The 17,689-nt window shown below is 48.7% G+C and carries 12 protein-coding genes; 5 read left to right on the top strand and 7 right to left on the bottom strand.

Going from position 1 to position 17,689, the window contains the following annotated elements:
* Window positions 1-124 precede the first annotated feature (124 nt).
* Both RIN69_RS17255 and RIN69_RS17250 read left to right on the top strand, forming a co-directional pair.
* The gene (locus RIN69_RS17255) at window positions 125-2,329 is read left to right on the top strand and encodes a type I secretion system permease/ATPase (RefSeq protein ID WP_313853334.1); all 2,205 of its coding nucleotides are present in this window, start codon (window positions 125-127) and stop codon (window positions 2,327-2,329) included.
* The gene (locus tag RIN69_RS17250; RefSeq protein ID WP_313853332.1) at window positions 2,326-3,501 is read left to right on the top strand and encodes an HlyD family type I secretion periplasmic adaptor subunit; all 1,176 of its coding nucleotides are present in this window, start codon (window positions 2,326-2,328) and stop codon (window positions 3,499-3,501) included. Before RIN69_RS17255 ends, RIN69_RS17250 begins: the two co-directional genes overlap by 4 nt.
* Window positions 3,502-3,595: 94 nt before the next feature.
* Here the strand turns inward: RIN69_RS17250 and RIN69_RS17245 are convergent, their stop codons facing one another.
* The gene (locus RIN69_RS17245; protein ID WP_313853330.1) at window positions 3,596-4,447 is read right to left on the bottom strand and encodes a MarR family transcriptional regulator; all 852 of its coding nucleotides are present in this window, start codon (window positions 4,445-4,447) and stop codon (window positions 3,596-3,598) included.
* Window positions 4,448-5,027: 580 nt separating this feature from the next.
* On the opposite strand from RIN69_RS17245, the gene RIN69_RS17240 reads away from it, so the two are divergent.
* A complete protein-coding gene (locus tag RIN69_RS17240) occupies window positions 5,028-6,479 on the top strand; it encodes an EAL domain-containing protein (protein ID WP_313853329.1) in 1,452 nt (483 codons plus the stop codon).
* Window positions 6,480-6,487: 8 nt separating this feature from the next.
* Here the strand turns inward: RIN69_RS17240 and RIN69_RS17235 are convergent, their stop codons facing one another.
* The 5 genes from RIN69_RS17235 to RIN69_RS17215 all read right to left on the bottom strand — a co-directional run bounded on the left by RIN69_RS17235 (window position 6,488) and on the right by RIN69_RS17215 (window position 12,729).
* Window positions 6,488-7,942 carry a TolC family protein gene (locus RIN69_RS17235; RefSeq protein WP_390902550.1) on the bottom strand — a complete coding sequence of 485 codons (1,455 nt, stop codon included), beginning with the start codon at window positions 7,940-7,942 and terminating at the stop codon, window positions 6,488-6,490.
* A 29-nt stretch (window positions 7,943-7,971) separates the two neighbouring features.
* Complete coding sequence (locus RIN69_RS17230) at window positions 7,972-9,861, bottom strand: FUSC family protein (RefSeq protein WP_390902398.1); 1,890 nt, start codon at window positions 9,859-9,861, stop codon at window positions 7,972-7,974.
* Window positions 9,845-10,894 carry a multidrug transporter subunit MdtN gene (gene mdtN, locus RIN69_RS17225; protein ID WP_313853327.1) on the bottom strand — a complete coding sequence of 350 codons (1,050 nt, stop codon included), beginning with the start codon at window positions 10,892-10,894 and terminating at the stop codon, window positions 9,845-9,847. Before mdtN ends, RIN69_RS17230 begins: the two co-directional genes overlap by 17 nt.
* A 5-nt stretch (window positions 10,895-10,899) precedes the next feature.
* Complete coding sequence (locus tag RIN69_RS17220; protein WP_313853326.1) at window positions 10,900-11,145, bottom strand: hypothetical protein; 246 nt, start codon at window positions 11,143-11,145, stop codon at window positions 10,900-10,902.
* Between the two features lie 117 nt (window positions 11,146-11,262).
* Window positions 11,263-12,729 (bottom strand): metal-dependent hydrolase family protein, encoded by a 1,467-nt coding sequence (locus RIN69_RS17215; RefSeq protein ID WP_313853324.1) that lies wholly within the window; start codon window positions 12,727-12,729, stop codon window positions 11,263-11,265.
* A gap of 675 nt (window positions 12,730-13,404) precedes the next feature.
* Between RIN69_RS17215 and RIN69_RS17210 the strand changes: the two genes are divergently transcribed.
* Window positions 13,405-14,805: a glutamate decarboxylase gene (locus tag RIN69_RS17210; protein ID WP_313853322.1), complete on the top strand. Its 1,401-nt coding sequence runs from the start codon at window positions 13,405-13,407 to the stop codon at window positions 14,803-14,805.
* A gap of 98 nt (window positions 14,806-14,903) precedes the next feature.
* Entirely contained in the window at window positions 14,904-16,442 is a 1,539-nt protein-coding gene (gene gadC / locus RIN69_RS17205) for a glutamate:gamma-aminobutyrate antiporter (protein ID WP_313853320.1), read from the top strand.
* 345 nt (window positions 16,443-16,787) lie between these two features.
* Here the strand turns inward: gadC and RIN69_RS17200 are convergent, their stop codons facing one another.
* Complete coding sequence (locus tag RIN69_RS17200; RefSeq protein ID WP_390902397.1) at window positions 16,788-17,531, bottom strand: DNA -binding domain-containing protein; 744 nt, start codon at window positions 17,529-17,531, stop codon at window positions 16,788-16,790.
* Window positions 17,532-17,689: the final 158 nt, after the last annotated feature.

Genomic DNA, 17,689 nt, shown 5'->3' with positions numbered 1-17,689 from the left:
ACACTATCAGTAACCATAATAAAAACATGGTATTTTCGATCCAGTTGGCAATTATTCGATTTCTAACCAATTGTTTTAGAAATCATTTAAGTTTGTAACGATCGCGCTGACAGGAAGTAACATTATGAAGACTCATCCGCAGTTTGAACCCTGGCTTCAGGCCATGCTCATCGTTGCTAAACACTATCGCCTCGACTTTTCTCAGGAACATGTTCGGGTCACTATCAGTCATGAAAGTCAGTCGCCTCGTCAGTTGGTACTGGAAGATATGGCGCGTCAACTCGGCCTCGGATTACGCATCGTACCGGCGGATAGCGCACTGCTCGATCCCTGGCGTTTACCGCTGTTGGCGGAATTTACCGGCGGACAAATCGCGGTCATCAACCGCATGGATAAAGACGGCAACGTTTGCCTGCAATTCAGCGGCGACGGCGGCCTTGAAACCGTATTAACACGTGAAGAGCTGGGCACGCGACTCAAAATGTTGGTGGTGCTGCGCCCATTGGAGTCCACTCCGGATGCACGCGTTGATGACTATATTAAACCGTATGAGAAAAACTGGTTCTGGCAACTGGCGCTGAAAGACTGGCGTCGGTACAGCGATATTATGCTGGTCGCGCTGGCGGCTAACGTACTGGCGCTGTCAGGAATGGTTTTCTCCATGCAGGTGTATGACCGCGTGGTGCCATCGCAGTCTGAAGCAACATTGTGGGTATTGTTCGGCGGCGTAATGCTGGCGATTTTTTTTGAATTTATTATGCGCATGCTGCGCGTGCATATTTCTGATGTAATCGGTAAACGTGCCGATCTGCGTATCTCTGAACGCGTCTTCGCTCATGCCATGCGCATTAAAAACGGTGCGCGTTCGAAATCCACCGGTTCGTTTATCGCCCAGATCCGCGAACTGGAATCGGTGCGTGAACTGATCACGTCCACCACCATCGCGGCGATATCGGACCTGCCGTTCTTCCTGCTGTTTGTGTTTATTCTGTGGATGATCGGTGGGCCGCTGGTATTGGTGGTTCTGCTGGCGGTGCCGCTGCTGCTTATCCCCGGACTGTTGGTTCAGCGGCCGCTGGGCAGGCTCTCAAGTGAAGGAATGCGCGAATCGGCAATCCGTAACGCCACGCTGGTTGAGGCGGTGCAGGGCCTTGAAGACATCAAACTGATGCGTGCAGAGCAACGTTTTCAGAATCAATGGAATAATACCAGTGACGTAGCGGCCAGTGTGGGAATGAAACAGCGCTGGCTGACCGGATTACTGCTTACCTGGACGCAGGAAGTTCAGTCCATCGTCTATGCGGTGGTGCTGCTTGTTGGCTGCTATCTGGTGATTGCCGGTGATATGACCACCGGCGCACTGGTGGGCACCTCGATCCTTGCCTCACGCACCATTGCGCCGCTGGCGCAAATTTCCGGCGTGCTGTCACGTTGGCAGTCGGCGAAAGTAGCGCGTAAAGGGCTGGATGATTTGATGCAGCGGCCAATCGATGAGCCGCAACGCGGCAAAAAAGTCCATAAAGCGCATCTGCGCGGTAATTATCAGCTTGAAGATCTCGGGTTTTATTACGATGAAGAAGAGAAGCTGAATGTACTGAATATCTCACGCCTGCAAATCAAGGCCGGTGAAAAAATTGCGCTGCTGGGCCGCAACGGTTCAGGAAAAAGTACCTTGTTACAGCTGCTGGCCGGTATGCAGGAGCCGCAGCAGGGCAGCATTCTGCTGGATGATATTTCTCTCAGTCATCTTGACCCGGCGGACGTACGCCGTGATATGCAGTTACTCAGCCAGCAGGCGCGGCTGTTCTTTGGTTCGGTGCGGGACAACATTATGTTGGGCAACCCACTGGCAACCGATGAAGAGATTCATCATGCGCTGACTATCAGCGGTGCGCTGGATTTTGTGCGTAAGCAGAAAATGGGGCTTAACTATGTCATTAGTGAAGGCGGTGCCGGATTGTCTGGCGGGCAGCGTCAGGCACTGTTGCTGGCCCGTGCGCTATTGACCTCGCCGAATATTCTGCTGCTTGACGAACCGACGGCCTGGCTGGATGAGGTCAGTGAGAAGCAGTTTATCCATCATCTGAATAACTGGCTCGGTAAGCAGCGCACACTGGTGGTGGCAACCCATCGCCTGCCGATTCTCGAACTGGTAGACCGCATCATCGTGCTGGATAACGGCCGCATAGTCATGGACGGGCCGCGTGATGCCATTTTACGTGAGCACGGTATGACGCCGCAGAAACCCGCGCCGAAAGCGCCGCAGCGTACCGTGACAATGAAGAAAGAGCCGCCGGCGAAAACCACTTCAGAGCGAGGAACGGTATGAATGATTTTAGCCGTTTTAATCGCGGCCTGCGTGAGCCGCGCCTGCCGCGCTCCACGCTGGTTGCATGGAGCCTGTTTGCGCTACTGGCGGTATTTGTTATCTGGGCGAGCCTGTTTAATCTGGATGAGGTAACGACCGGCAGTGGCAAAGTGGTACCGTCCTCGCATGAACAAGTGATTCAGTCGCTGGAAGGCGGCATTATCCATAAATTGTTTGTTCATGAGGGCGATATTGTTGAACGTGGCCAGCAGCTGGCGCAGCTGGACCGGACAAAAACCGAGTCGGGCGTGCTGGAGAGCGGGTCGCGTCTTAACGCTGCTTTAGCCACCGCGGCACGCCTTAACGCTGAAGTTAACTCGCGAGAACTGGTGTTTCCCGCCGAGCTGGACGACGATACCGATTTGGTCAGGCAGGAGACGGCACTTTATCAATCACGCCGCGAAAGCCTGGAAAAGGGATTAGAAGGTTTACGTCAGGGTGTAGCGCTGGTGCAGCGCGAACTTTCGCTGACCCAGCCGTTAGTCAAGCAGGGGGCGGCAAGTAGTGTTGAAGTGCTTCGTCTTCAGCGTCAGAAAAACGAGCTGGAGAATAAAATCACCGAAATGCAAAATCAGTATTATGTGCGCGCGCGTGAAGAGTTAGCCAAAGCGAATGCGGAAATTGAAGCTCAGCGCTCGGTAATGCGCGGGCGTGAAGATTCCCTGACCCGGCTGACCTTTAATGCGCCGGTTCGTGGCATAGTAAAAGATATCGACGTTACTACCGTCGGGGGGGTTATTCCACCCAACGGAAAATTAATGAGTCTGGTGCCGCTGGACGATCAGATGTTAATTGAGGCTAAAATTTCACCACGCGATGTCGCCTTTATCCATCCCGGACAAAAAGCGCTGGTAAAAATTACTGCTTACGACTATTCGATTTACGGTGGGCTGGAAGGTGAAGTTACGTTGATTTCACCGGATACCATTCAGGATGAAGTTAAGCGAGATGTGTACTACTATCGGGTATACATTCGTACTTCCAGCAATCATCTGGTCAATAAACAAGGTAAGGAATTCCCGATCTTTCCTGGCATGATTGCGACCGTTGATATTAAAACCGGCAGTAAAACCATCCTCGATTACTTGCTGAAACCGTTAAATAAAGCGAAGGAAGCGCTGCGCGAAAGATAAAAAAATGGCGATCGCTAATAGCGGTCGCCATTTACATTTATGCCGGCAAGTTACAATCAGTCGTCATCTTATGAGCATCGGCTGAAAGGTGAGTTTATTCAGTCGGGTGAATGTTAAGATAATGGGTAATGTAAGCAAAGTATAACCCGGCGTAATTTTCTACCAGCTGAATAAAGCTGGGATAAATTTCAATTGAGCCATTTTCACGCTCTTTCAAGTATCCGGCATTTTGTGCTGCTTTGATCAACCTGTTGACATGGATGCGTGATACACAGAACTCTTTTGCCAGTATGCTGGCAGAATAATCAATCACTGCTCCTCGACCATTCATGTTTTTGGTCGCCTGCAGATAAAGATACAGCATGATCATGCGCCCGCCATCTTTTTCTATAAACAGGCCGACTTCTGGCAGTATTTTTTTAAATGTCACTCCGCGAAAAAGATATTCAGCAGCGCGACGAAAAAAATTATGGCGTAAAGTGTCATTATCCAGCATATCAACATTTGTGTTGTACGCGGGAAACAGTATGTTTACCGGTAAAAATGCACCTGACATATATCTTTTAAGCTCATCCAGACCCTTTTGCGTTGGCTGGATTAAAACTTTGCGCCGATCCTCCTCGCTACGCCAGGTCTTAATGCGATGGGTGGTTTTCAGTAATGTAATAATCGCGATAACACTGTTAGGGCTGGCAATTTTATAGCGTGAGCATAAGGTTTTTATATCTGAAACGGACGAGGCCTGGTTGCCAAAAACGAAGCAACACATTGAAAGTATTATATTAAATCTCGATTCCTGTAGCATTGTTTTATAAAAAAGCGGTTGTTTCTTATAAATTTCATCATTGATGCGAAAGTGTTCTCTGATGGCTTCGTTAAATCGCGGGTTATTTTTTATAATGTTACTTCGGCACAGCAATGCCTTTGAGGAAATATGTATTTCCATATATTTTCCTGTGTCAAATCGTATCAATGATTGTTGATTTGTATCTCTCTCTTATATGAGTCGACATCTATATTATACATGCAGTGAATGCATATTACTTTTTATATTTGCAAAGAACGGCAGTTTGATGTGCCGATTTGTGCGTTATCCAGTTTTTAGCATCTGTGATGTAAAGCAGATGTTAATGCTCTATTTCAATGAAAATCTTTGCGTTAACTTACTATGGTAATTAGTTCAGATATGTACACCGTGGTCATAATAACAATGATTTTTATAATGTTTTTAAACAGGCAGGATAATCAGAGCAGTTGGCGCCGTTTTTTTGTGGTAATTTAATTATGGTGGTAATGTTTTTCATTTGTTATCATTCTGGCTGTTGACAATAGAGTGAAGACCATTGATCAATGGTTTGCTTTGGTTTTTAACAGTATATTAACTTCTGTCTGTGATTATAAATTTGCTATGCAAAGAGGCAGTGACATTTAATTCCTTATTTTTTCTTTCACCAGTTTTAAGATAAGTTCACTTTTATTTTAGATGTTGCTTATTTTTTTTAGGATATTACTTAAAGGAGAGGGTCATGGCCAGGATTGCTGATGGTAACGCTCAGAACCCCTATACAAACGCTTATATAATCTCAGCGTGTAGCTTTGCCTATGAAGGCCTTTCGCGCCTTCTGGCAGGTAAAGGTATCGACGCTTCACGCGTTGTATACGATGCTGATCATGTTAAAAAAGATGAGCTTGACGTTATTTTCAGAGCCAGTGAAATTCGCATTTCCGTGTTTTTGCAGGGGGATGTTAGCTCGGTTCTCAGTACGCTTAAAAAACTGGTTTTCCTGCTGAATTATTCTCATAAGCCGGTTTCGGTGCTGATCCTCTGTAGCCTGCCCTTAAGTTGGTTATACCGCATGTTGTTATCGCTGGTTTATGATAAAGATAAAATATCAGCGATTCGCGTGGCGGGCTCATCGCTGACGTGCCATGAGATTGTTCAGGATGATTTCCACCTGCTGGAAGTGGCGGCAAGAATGGAAGAGCGCCTGACCGGCAGCGTTTATAACGGATTAAGCAGCCGGGAGCTGGACGCGGTACTGAGTTTTTATCGCGGCGTGCCGGTGAAAGTACAATCGCGCCGGTTGGGGCTTGCCGATAAAACCATCTATACCCATCGGCATGAAGGTCTGCGCAAAATGCAATTTATTCAGCGCTGGCTCAATGATGCAAAAATGACCAGGGATTTATCGCGTAATATCCGGGATTCTCAGCTATCAAAAATACAGAATGTTGAAAGTGTTTTTAATGATGACATTGAAAGTAAAGGAATTTTTCCTGTCTATCAGGTGATAACAAACAGAAAAAAACAGGCCACCGGTTTTGAAATTTTGTTGCGCTGGCGTCGAAACGGGCGCATTCAGAAACCGGCAGAATTCCTGACGCATCTGAATAACAAAAATACCTGGCTGAAACTTACAGCATTGGTACTGGATGCTGCGGTACGTGGAATCAATAAATATAACGGCAAATACTTTTTCTCAGTAAATATACCACCCGAGCTCTCTTCAGGAGATGCCTTGCCGGGCATGGCAAAGAAAGCCGTTGAACTGCTGCATCAGCCAGAATGGGCTGACAGACTGGTGTTTGAGTTTGCTGAAAGCATCGACGTAACCAAAGATCCAAGAATTCCGGTTACCATGAACCGTATCCGTCAGATCGGTTGTCGCCTGGTGCTTGATGACTGCTTCTCCAACGACCATGTTATGTTCCCGGTACGGCATGTTCATTTTGATGGTCTTAAGCTCGATAAAGATCTGGTGGATAAATTTGGCAGTAATGAGAGTGATTGCAGCCTGATAAAAGCTATCTTGTATTACAGCGAAATGACAGAAACCCTCTGCACTGCCGAAGGTGTCGACAGTGAGGATAAATTTGAAACGCTGATCGCAATGGGAGTGAATAGCTTCCAGGGATTCTATCTCTCCGAACCGGTCAAAGAAGCCGAGATGGATCGCATGGTGCGGCAGTTCAGCTGATATTCCGTTTAGTCTGCCGACGTCATTTGACCCATAACAAAGGCGAGATTAGCCGCCGCGATTAATGCGGCGGCATGGGCATCACTGCTCATCTGTTTCGCATACAGCAGGCCATTCGAGGCCTCATTGGCAAAGGTGATGGTCCCTACGCCGTTTCGCCAGGAATCCAGTGCGGCATCGAAAGTAATAAATGCCGTTTCTACCAATTCAGATGCCGCCTTATCGGCTTCAAGCGCGGATCGTAGCGTATCGGCAGCCACCACAATTTCCCGCACCGCATCCTCCTGAATCTTCTGGAATGTTTCGTTTGCCGCCGCGGCGCGAGATTCAGCCTCTTTTACCCGGGCTGCGCGTAATCCTCCATCATAAAGCGGTACGCTAACGCCCAACAAAATACTTGAGGAAGAGGTTTGCTGACCAATCGAGGGCAGCCCCTGAATATCAAAGCGCCCGTGCCCGCCGGCGACCGCGCTGGCAAGGTAAACTTTGGGCAAAAAATCCGCCTCGCTTGCTTTGATACCTGCCGTCGCGGCCTGAAGGGCAGCATAGCTTGCCAGCACATCCGGACGGCGGGAAAGTGCCAGTTTTATCATTTGCTGGGTCGGAACGCTGGCTGTTTGCGGCAGAGGTTTATCCCCCGCATCTGCTACCTTGATTTGCGATGAGGCAGAAATGCCCATCGCTGCCAGTAATGCCTGCAACGCGTCACGTTCTGTTCCCTGCGCCATCACACGATTCAATTTCGACTGCGCGACCTGCTGACGAGCCTGCGCCACTTCTATCGTGGTCGCAACGCCATTTTTGTTACGCGCCTGAGCAGCATCAAGAATTTTCTGGCTATTCAGTAGTGTCTCTTCGGCTATTTTTCGTCGTGACTGCGCGGCACCGTATTGATAATAGGTGCGAGTGACATCATAGATAATCTTTTGATGCATCCCGTTGAAAGCCACATTGGCGGCCCAGGAGGTGTGTTTTGCCGCCTCCTGCAAGGCACTACGCTGGCCAAAATCGAAGATTAACCACTGTAATGCCAGTGCAGGAACCACGGCGCTGGCGCTGGTATCCAGATCGTGTTGATCGCCGATTGCATAGGGCAAGGGCGTGCGCGTGCTTTGATATCCACCGATAACACTTGCTGAGATCATCGGTAAAAAAGTGGCTTCAACCATACCAACCGCCAGCGCCGCCTGGCGCGCCTGTTGCCAGGCGATGCGGGTATCCGGATTTTGCATCTGGGCAATATTGATCAGTTCAGATAATGGATAAACGTGCTGCTGATTTATCGCCGGAGGTGGAGAGAGGTCAGCCACTGCAGAGTTTGCCGGAACAGCAAAATTATTTTGGTTGATGCCGTCAGGCGCCCAGGGGGAAACCGGGCTGGCAGGTGCCAGATCCAGACTTTCCGTGGCACATCCGGCCAGCAGACATACTGTGGCTGCTGTCGCGAAAACCGGTATTTTCATTAAATGAGCGACAAATACTAAGCGCTTTATCATCCCAGAAGTTCCTCAAGTCGCTTGATACTGCGTTGAATCTTATGTTCAACCGATTGTTCTGCTGGCTGCGGCGCATCGTGACTGCTGCTTTTTACTGCTGCTGAACGGATAACCGTTTCGCCGTTGCAAAGCCGACTGAGCCGTTCCACATCTGAGGATGATGTTTCTGAAGATAAAAATAGTGCCGGACACAGTTTTTCCATTTCTTTAAGGATATCTTTCAGGCGTTGGTACTCTTCTTGCGACGGGCGCAGCGAAGAGGGTTCAAAAGAGATTAATTTCATTGACTCGCGGGCGCTGGTGAGCTCTTCCTCAATACTGGCCGCTTGTCTTATCGCTGCCAGGCGAGCGGCAGATGGCAAGGCCGCCTGGTCGCGTAAACTGCTGAGCAGATTACGGATGTGCTTGCGAACAGAATCGGCAATGGCGACCGGCCACAGATAAGTAAAGACTAAATACACCACCAGGTTGCCTAACAGAATCCCGAGTATTCTGTCGAGCGCAACCGACAAATCGCTGCTCGGGGCAAAGTTATGTAATACGGTAAGTAAAAACGCCAGCCCGATCTGGATTCCCCCATAAGCGATCCGTTCATTACCACTCGATACCCATGCAGCCAGCAGCAATGCGACGAAAACCAGTAACATCAACTGGCCAATATCACTCATATAAGGAACGATAAAAATAAGCGACAGCACCCCCATCAATGCGCCAATAAGGCAGCCGATAATGCGAAGCGTTAGCTTATGTACGGTCTCTCCGGTCGTTCCGAGTGCTGCGACATAACAGGTGATCATTGCGGTATGAATATCCTGCCAGTCCAGTGCGGTATAAACCAGGTAACAAATAATGCTGGCCGCCGTGGTCTTTAAGGCAAAGTACTGGTGCACCGGATTGGTCAATGCGTCTTTGGCTAAAAAGGGGGTTGAAGCCACACCGGTATCGGCTGTGGTATCTGGCGTGGCGAGCTTCACCAGCGCGGTATGTATTTCGTCAGCGTTGCCAGGCTGGGTAAACGATGGCGGTTCAATTGTCCGGCCAGCGGCAACAGCCTGCGCGGCGGAACGGCAGCAGGCGGCCAGTTCTGCACGAGTCGACTCCGGCAGTGTTCTGCTGAGGGCAGACGTAGCCAACAGCAGCTGATAGCTGTTGGCTACGGCGGCCGAAAGCCAGGTGACCTCGGCGGCAGGCCGCAGATGAAAAATCCGCACCAGCATTACGCGCTGCTGATGTTCACTTTGCCCTTCCTGAAGCAGTTCTTTCACTTTACGCAGATTGCTGGCGTCTGGCTGTTGTAATGCTTCAGCGGCAAGCTGTAAGCGTTCAGCCAGCGTTACACGTAACAATTTCCACGGTGGACGGCCGATAAAAAGATTAAAAGCCACTAACAACAGCATCGGTGATGCCGCCATAAGCCAGGCGTACAGCACTGCGCGAACCGCTAACTCACCATTTGGAGCATCGCCAAGCAGGCTCATAATAAAAGCGATCACCAGAGCGATAATGCTGCCTACCGGTCCCAGTTTGCTGGCCGAGCCCAGCCAGAGAAAGAAAAAAGAGCTGGCGGCCAGCACTGCCATCCGTAATGGCGCAGATTCAAGAGTGAAAGGAAGAATCAGCAGAATTAATCCAACCACCAAAGAGACCAATAGCGTTACCGCAATTGCCATCACCATGCTTTCGACGGCGTCCGGCTTCATCACGAACAAAATAAGGTAACAGCTAATGGCTGATTCGGGGATGCCATACAACATAGCAACCAGCGCCATCAGCGCGCAGAGTGCGCCGACGCGCCACGCCGTGGCGAATCGCCCGGGGAAGGGGGCCAGGTCGCGCTTTACCTGGCGAAGCATTTTGCTCCAGAAGCCGTCAACAACCATCTTCATTTCGTACAATCGCTACCGCACTGGCACCTATTCGCATCAATTCTGCCGGCGGGTCCTGCAGATTAATCCGCACCGGGAAACGTTGCTCAACGCGTACCCAGTTCAGTGACTTGGGTACATAAGGCAAATTACGCGGGATGTTAATTTGATCTTCTGAACTTATCCCCCAGCCAATACCTTCAACTTTGCCCTGTAGCGCCCGTTGACGATCGGCCAGTACGTAGACCGTCGCGCAGTCTCCCACTTTAATGTGTGCGAGTTCTGATTCGCGAAAGTAAGCCGATGCGTGCCAGTGCTCACTGTTGATCAGCGTAAAAATCGACTGATCGGGCACCACGTATTCTCCCGCTGAGACATTAAGCCCCACCACTAAACCATCGTGTGGCGCACGTATTTCGGTATTTTCCAGCTCTCGTTCAGCGATGGCGAGAACCGCACGGCGCGCTTTAAGCAACGCCTCAGACTCTTCAGCACTGGTTACCAACGCTGCGGAAGCAACAGTTTGCTTCAGTGCCTGTCGCAGGCTGATCTCAGCATCTTTTTTTGCTGTGCGCGCATCGTCAATCTGCTGCGCGGTGACGTAACCTTTTGCCAGCATTGGCTGCAGGCGTGCCAGCGTTTGCGTGGCAAGCTGCAGGTTGGCACGCGCACGGATAACCTGCTCATCAGTTATTGCCGCGTTGGATTGTTCTGCGACCATCGTGCGGTGCTGAGTGTCCCAGGCGGCTTGCGCCATTTGCACTTCCGCTTTTGCCTGCTCGACCTGCAAACGATAGAGCCAGGGATCGATGGTAAACATTACATCACCCCGTTTGACTTTGCCGTTCTCCTTCACATTAATGGTCTGGATGCGCCCCGGGACAGAGCTGCTGACGTTCACCACGCTGGCACCGATTATCGTATCCTGAGAGGAGGGATTTAAGGTACTTTGACGCAGCGTCAGCCAGCCCAAAATAGCGGCAATAATCACGATAATCACGGCGATAATTACCGCTATCCGACGTTTATTCACTTTCACCTTCACCGTATTCATTTTTTTTAACGCAGATTAAACAGCAGCAGTGACAAAAATGCGCCGGCAAGTGCCACGCATACATAAACAAGTAATCGGCAGGGAAGCACATCGTCAATACCGGCAAAAATCAGCAGCACGCGAGCTAAGATCGCCGCGATGATGCCAACGCCTGCACAGGCTAACCAGAGTGGAAACCAGGAACCAAACAGGGAAAATGTTGGCGCACCCGCGTCGCGGCATCCGATAAGAAAAAAGGTACTTATCAGCATTAAAGCCAACGGCCTGAAACGTAAATGCCCGGAACGAAATAACAGAGGCCAGCGACGTTGGCGTAAGGAGTCCGTATTTTCCATTTAATCTCTCATTAACCTGATTATGACGCTTTACTAAGCTGCACGGTGTTCCAGGGTGTTTTTATAAATATGTCCATTTTTCATGATCACCCGGAAAGCTTGTTCGGGTTGTGCAATAAGCTGGATATCGGTTAGCGGATCGCCATCAACAATAATCATATCTGCCAGAGCATTCGCCTCAATCACCCCCAGCTTTTCGGGATAAGGATTGCGCGGCCCGGAAAGGGCACACAGCTCTGCATTTACACTGGTCGCCATCTTGAGAATTTCGTAAGGCGTATACCAGCGAATCAGCTTAGCCAACTGAGCACCCTGACGGGTAGCGAGCCGGGCATCGAACAGCGTATCGGTACCCCAGGCCGTTTTAATTTTGTGCTTTTTGGCTAGCTGATAGGCGTTATCGGTTCCTGCGGACATCACCAGCTGTTTAGCGCGTGAGGCCGCAGTCGCCATCGGAACCGCATCTTCATCATCAAGGAAAGGTTGAAGACACCACCACATGTTTTCTTGCGCCATCAACTGGACGGTTTCTTCATCCACCAACTGACCGTGTTCAATACATTTCACCCCGCCTTTAATCGCCATGGTGACGGCCCGCGCCGTGTAGGCGTGAACGGTAACGTAAGTTCCCCAGTTCTCTGCGGCAGTTACCGCTGCCTGGATTTCAGGGACTGAACCTTCAGTGACATCAATACCGTCATACAGTGATGCTACGCCGCCGCCGGCCATAAATTTGACCTGCGAAGCGCCTCGCATCAGCTGTTCTCTGGCGCGTAGCAGCACTTGATCGGCACCATCGGCTATCGCCGTTATTCCCACTCGTTCGATATAACTCAGAGGATCGGCTGAGGCGCGCGGCACTTCGCTGAGCATACGAAAATCACCATGACCGCCAGTCTGCGAGATAAAGGCGCCGGAAGGATAAATTCGCGGTCCAACCGTGATCTGTTCGTCAATCGCACGCTTCAGGCCAAATACCGGCCCACCCATATCGCGTACCGTGGTAAATCCACGCAGCAGCGTTGCCTGTGCTTCGGCAATTGCCAGTACCTGAATATAGTTAAAGTCAGCGGTCATTGCCGTCATCATTGAAGGTCTGGCCATGATGGCATGCCAGTGGGCATCAATCAGGCCTGGCATCAGCACGCCACCCCCACCGTTGATAATTTCTGCCTCAGGAGGGATTGCGGTGTTTTCTGGTTCAACCGATCTGATTTTATTGCCTTCGACAATCACCTGCATTCCTTCGCGCAGCTGGTCAGAAACACCGTCAAAAATGCGAACATTGATAATGGCTTTTAATTGCGCAGCATTATGGGCGGTATTGGCATGCTGCAATTGCCCTTCAGGGATAGCCGCCGCGACGGTTGCAGCGCTAATAGGCTGCGCTTTTGCCGCTTGCCGGGTTAATACGGTGTTAATACGTTTAAATGCCGGGCTATGACATAAGCAAGCTTCAGAATGTTCATGGTCAGGCTGAATCAAAGGGGGTTGCTGCATAACACCGCTCCTGGCAAGCTTATTTATTGGGTTGTTGGGGTATGTTTGTCGTAATTGTAGAAGCTAATTTCGATAATGCTTTATTCTGAGGTAATTTTTATAACTGCGGATAGTAAAGTCAATAGAGGGTATTTGGCATTGCCCTAATAATCACTTTTAGTGACGAATTGTTTAATTAACCCTATTAATATAAGTGGCGCTTAACTCAGGTTTTACCTGCATATATGCCAGCTATTTTATTCACAAATTATGATCTGAACTGGCTTAATCCCTGCCCTGCAAACCTTGTCACAAGCAAGGTGCTAACCGGCTAAATAGTTAACTTTAATTTATGATTGATGTTTTTCCTGAGTGAGGGGGAGATACGAGTGTTCTCATCCTTTGCCCGGTTGACAGGCGATGGCTGATCGGGGGATGGATTGCACGATATGGCCGATTGCAGAAAATTATTAAATAATTTTATATTTATTCATTTCAGTGACATAACCAATCACGGCCGGGATTTTAGACGACAATTAGCTTTTCATTGTTTAACTGTTGATATTTTTACCAGGAATTGTCCTAGACTCAAAAAGTAAATCTGATAGCAATTTTCGATCGCCGGATGGCGGTCGGATTTTGCACTTTCTGGTGAGCTCGCCGAATGTATTTTATGTAAATATTATGAGGGTTGTTATGATCAAAAATAATGAATTTAGTAACCACAATGATAATGATGACGTATATGCTTCAGTCGATTTAGCCGCCTCGTTGCCAAAATCCCAATTTCCTGATGAGGAGCGTAATCCCCGTAACGTATTTAGCGCCATCCGTGATGAATTAATGCTGGATGGAAATTCACGTCAAAATCTGGCGACATTTTGCCAAACCTGGGTGGATGATGAAATTCGTGAACTGATGGAACTGTCAATCGATAAAAATATGATCGATAAAGACGAATATCCACAAACTGCGGAAATTGAAGCACGCTGTGTGCGTATGCTGGCTGACCTGTGGCACTCACCTTCATCTGAAACTACGCTGGGTTGCTCCACGATTGGCTCTTCAGAAGCGGCCATGTTGGGTGGCCTGGCATTGAAATGGCAGTGGCGTAAAAAACGCGCCGCGCAGGGGCTTTCTACCGATAAACCCAACCTGATTTGTGGACCCGTGCAGATTTGCTGGCATAAATTTGCCCGTTATTTTGATGTCGAGCTGCGTGAAATCCCGCTGGAAGGCGAGCGATTGATTATGAGTCCTGAAGAAGTACTCAAGCGCGTAGATGAAAATACCATTGGTGTGGTGCCGACTCTGGGTGTGACCTTCACCTGCCAGTATGAGCCGGTAAAAGCGGTGAGTGACGCGCTCGACAAATTGCAACAAGATACCGGACAGGATATTCCAATGCATGTAGATGGTGCCAGCGGCGGCTTTCTGGCCCCGTTCTGCGCGCCAGACCTGGAATGGGATTTTCGCCTGCCGCGCGTAAAATCAATTAATACCTCGGGTCATAAATTTGGCCTGGCGCCGTTGGGAGCAGGCTGGGTGGTATGGCGTGAAGCGACGGATTTGCCTGAAGAACTTATTTTTAACGTCAATTATCTTGGCGGCAATATGCCGACGTTTGCGCTGAACTTCTCGCGCCCGGGTGGCCAGATAATCGCTCAATACTACAACTTCTTACGCCTCGGTCGTGAAGGCTACTCCAAAATTCATAATGCCTGCTACGCCACGGCGCAGCATCTCTCTGATGAAATCGGCAAGTTAGGGCCGTTTGAAATTCTGTTTGATGGCGACAGCAACAAAGGTATTCCGGCGCTGGCATGGAAACTGAAAGAGGGGGCAAATATCGGTGGTTATACCCTGTATGACCTTGCAGACAAATTGCGGTCGCGCGGCTGGCAGGTACCGGCTTACTCGATGCCGGCTAATCGGGAAGATCTGGTCATTCAGCGCATACTGGTGCGGCATGGGGTCAGTTATGATCTCGGCTGCCTGTTAATTGAAGATATGAAACGTGCGCTGCAGCATTTCGAACAGCATCCGGTCATTAATCCGCTGTCTGAAGATGAAGCGAGTGGTTTTAACCACAGCTAATCTGAATCCGGCCTGTTAATGGAGTGGCTTTCACTCGCCACTCTTTTTAATGATAAAGATTAACCGAAAAGCGATTTCGCTTATTGCGGAGAAACGTCATGGCTAGCACACAAACTATAGCCGCGCCAAAACAATTAACGCTGTTGGGCTTTTTCGCCATAACGGCATCAATGGTGATGGCCGTATATGAATATCCTACCTTTGCCACATCCGGTTTTGCACTGATCTTTTTCCTGATATTGGGCGGGATTCTGTGGTTTATTCCGGTCGGACTTTGCGCCGCTGAAATGGCGACGGTTGAGGGTTGGGAAGAGGGCGGGGTGTTCACCTGGGTTTCGAAAACCTTAGGTGAAAGATGGGGATTTGCCGCCATTTCCTTTGGTTATTTGCAGATTGCCGTCGGCTTTATTCCCATGCTCTATTTTGTGTTGGGAGCATTTTCCTACATTCTCAACTGGCCGGAGCTGAATAACGATCCGATAGTGAAAACTGTCGCCGCACTGATTATTTTGTGGGGGCTGGCGTTAACCCAGTTTGGTGGCACCAAAAATACCGCGCGTATCGCCAAGATTGGTTTTTTTGCCGGTATTCTTTTACCTGCGGCAATTCTGGTGATCCTGGCGGTCAGTTACCTGCGTTCAGGCGCACCGGTTGCGATTGAAATGAGTGCTGACACGTTCTTCCCGAACTTCAGCAGCATGAGTACCTTAGTGGTGTTTGTTGCCTTTATCCTTAGCTATATGGGTGTTGAAGCTTCGGCGACGCACGTCAACGAAATGAAAAACCCTGGCCGCGATTATCCTCTTGCCATGCTGCTTTTGATGTTTGCTGCGATTTGCCTGAGTTCTCTCGGTGGCCTTTCGATTGCGGCGGTGATACCACACGAACAGATCAATCTCTCTGCCGGAGTAATGCAGACTTTTAGCGTGCTTATCAATCACTTTGGCAGCGGTTTTGAGTGGGCGATTCGCATTATCGCTGCGCTATTGCTGTTGGGCGTGCTGGCGGAGATAGCCGCCTGGATTGTCGGCCCTTCCCGTGGAATGCTGGTGACGGCGCAAAAAGGGATTCTGCCTGCGCAGTTCGCCAAAATGAATAAGAATGGCGTGCCGGTAGTGTTGGTGATCTCTCAGCTGATTATTACCTCGGTGGCGCTGATTATCCTGACCAACACCGGAGGCGGCAATAATATGTCCTTCCTGATTGCGCTGGCATTGACGGTGGTGATTTATCTTTGCAGCTATTTCATGTTGTTCCTCGCTTATATCACTCTGATTCGCAAGCAACCGAACAACAAACGCACCTTTAATATCCCTGGTGGTAACAAGGTCAAAATCTCGGTTGCGGTGGTGGGGCTGCTGACTTCGCTGGTGGCATTTATTGTCTCTTTCTTTCCGCCTTCAGGCTTACCAGGCGCGGAGGCTAACGATATCTATGCCGGTTTACTGGTGGTCTGCTTCCTGGTTGTGCTGGCGATTCCTTTTGCGATTTACGCGTTACACAACAAGAAAGCGGGAGCTAAAAACCTTACGCTGGTGCATATCAAGGCGCATACCGCGCCGGAAGGGCATTTCTTTATCCACCCGAAAGCACGCAGTACCCATCACATTATTGTTGATGGTAAAAAACTTCACTGACGTTTGATTATTGAGTGGATGTTCGCTAACGGCATCCACTCAAATTATCCGCAATTCGATGCGATCGGCTTCCCAGTTTAGAGAGGGAATTGCAACAGAAGATTACCCTAACATTTTCAATTTCAGACCGGAGGTGTTTTTGCAGAGGTAATGAGAAAGTTCTCGATAATTAATGATTCTGGTAGGGTGTCTCTTTATTAATCGAGGGTTAAGGCGGTTTTTTTGCAGATGTCGAATTTAAATCCTACATCGCGGTGAGGGAAATCAAAAATCTGTGGCCAATTTTTATTGACCACGTTAGTCATCGTTGGCATGCAGTAATGTTAAGAACAGCGAGGCTGATCTTCAGAGAAAATTAAGATAACCGTGATTTATCAGTTCATTCGCTTTTTTTATGCGATAGCGAATTTTTGCTCTTACCCAACTGTCCGCTGACCATTCACTGTTGACCAGCTCATTACCAAATAATTTTGATGCTATATCCCGATGTGAAAAGCCTTTTTTTATGTAGTCTATGGTTTTCAGCAGGCTCAGATACTGATCCTCTTTGGCTTCAACATCAATCTTGGGGTTAACAATGCTCTGTAATATCTCAATGTTTTTTGAAATAGCATCAAGTTCCAGATGTAGGGGGATGTTAATATAAATCCCTGAATCCTCGGTTAATACCGTTGTACTTTCAAGAAATAGTTGAAAATATGCATTTTGATTAAATATTTTTACGCACAGCGTATTATCATGCATGCGGAGAAATTGATGTTTAATTCCCGGCAGGTTAGACATATCACCCCAGGTATATCCTCCTTTAATTTTTTCGCTATTGCTTAGGGTAACTCTGACAGAACGATTGCTTAATTTTGGCGACCAAAAAACATTTGTTGGGTTGGGATCGGAGGGAGGAATGTATTTTAATAGCCCCCATTTGTCTTCTGCGTTCAGGTCTAATTCTGACTGAGTCAGTTCGGATTTATCTTGAATGGCCACAATTTCTGTATGGTTTTTGCCCATGGCAAACTCCCAATCTTTAATATATTTCGGATTTCTGCGCAAGCATTCCCACGCGAAGTCATTATATATCTTGTTTTCCATACTCAGTATCCTTCCCTTGGGACGATTCATCCACGTCATTCGACTACACAATAACTTTATGAATTCTATGAGTTTATGAAGGGTGAAAAAATGCGCAATAACTTTATCCCTATGGCTAATTATGAGTTAAGTTATTATTAATGTACATGGAAGGACAA

It is taken from the genome of Winslowiella toletana (genome assembly GCF_032164335.1).
Lineage (GTDB): Bacteria > Pseudomonadota > Gammaproteobacteria > Enterobacterales > Enterobacteriaceae > Erwinia > Erwinia toletana_A.
The sequence above is the reverse complement of the archived record's forward strand: the minus strand, read 5'-3'. Positions and strand labels throughout refer to the sequence as shown.

Coding starts and splice junctions, on each gene's coding strand:
- RIN69_RS17255 (WP_313853334.1), top strand. CDS start 125: ATGAAGACTCATCCGCAGTTTGAACCCTGGCTTCAGGCCATGCTCATC.
- RIN69_RS17250 (WP_313853332.1), top strand. CDS start 2,326: ATGAATGATTTTAGCCGTTTTAATCGCGGCCTGCGTGAGCCGCGCCTG.
- RIN69_RS17245 (WP_313853330.1), bottom strand. CDS start 4,447: ATGGAAATACATATTTCCTCAAAGGCATTGCTGTGCCGAAGTAACATT.
- RIN69_RS17240 (WP_313853329.1), top strand. CDS start 5,028: ATGGCCAGGATTGCTGATGGTAACGCTCAGAACCCCTATACAAACGCT.
- RIN69_RS17235 (WP_390902550.1), bottom strand. CDS start 7,942: ATGAAAATACCGGTTTTCGCGACAGCAGCCACAGTATGTCTGCTGGCC.
- RIN69_RS17230 (WP_390902398.1), bottom strand. CDS start 9,861: ATGAAGATGGTTGTTGACGGCTTCTGGAGCAAAATGCTTCGCCAGGTA.
- mdtN (WP_313853327.1), bottom strand. CDS start 10,894: ATGAATACGGTGAAGGTGAAAGTGAATAAACGTCGGATAGCGGTAATT.
- RIN69_RS17220 (WP_313853326.1), bottom strand. CDS start 11,145: ATGCTGATAAGTACCTTTTTTCTTATCGGATGCCGCGACGCGGGTGCG.
- RIN69_RS17215 (WP_313853324.1), bottom strand. CDS start 12,729: ATGCAGCAACCCCCTTTGATTCAGCCTGACCATGAACATTCTGAAGCT.
- RIN69_RS17210 (WP_313853322.1), top strand. CDS start 13,405: ATGATCAAAAATAATGAATTTAGTAACCACAATGATAATGATGACGTA.
- gadC (WP_313853320.1), top strand. CDS start 14,904: ATGGCTAGCACACAAACTATAGCCGCGCCAAAACAATTAACGCTGTTG.
- RIN69_RS17200 (WP_390902397.1), bottom strand. CDS start 17,531: ATGGAAAACAAGATATATAATGACTTCGCGTGGGAATGCTTGCGCAGA.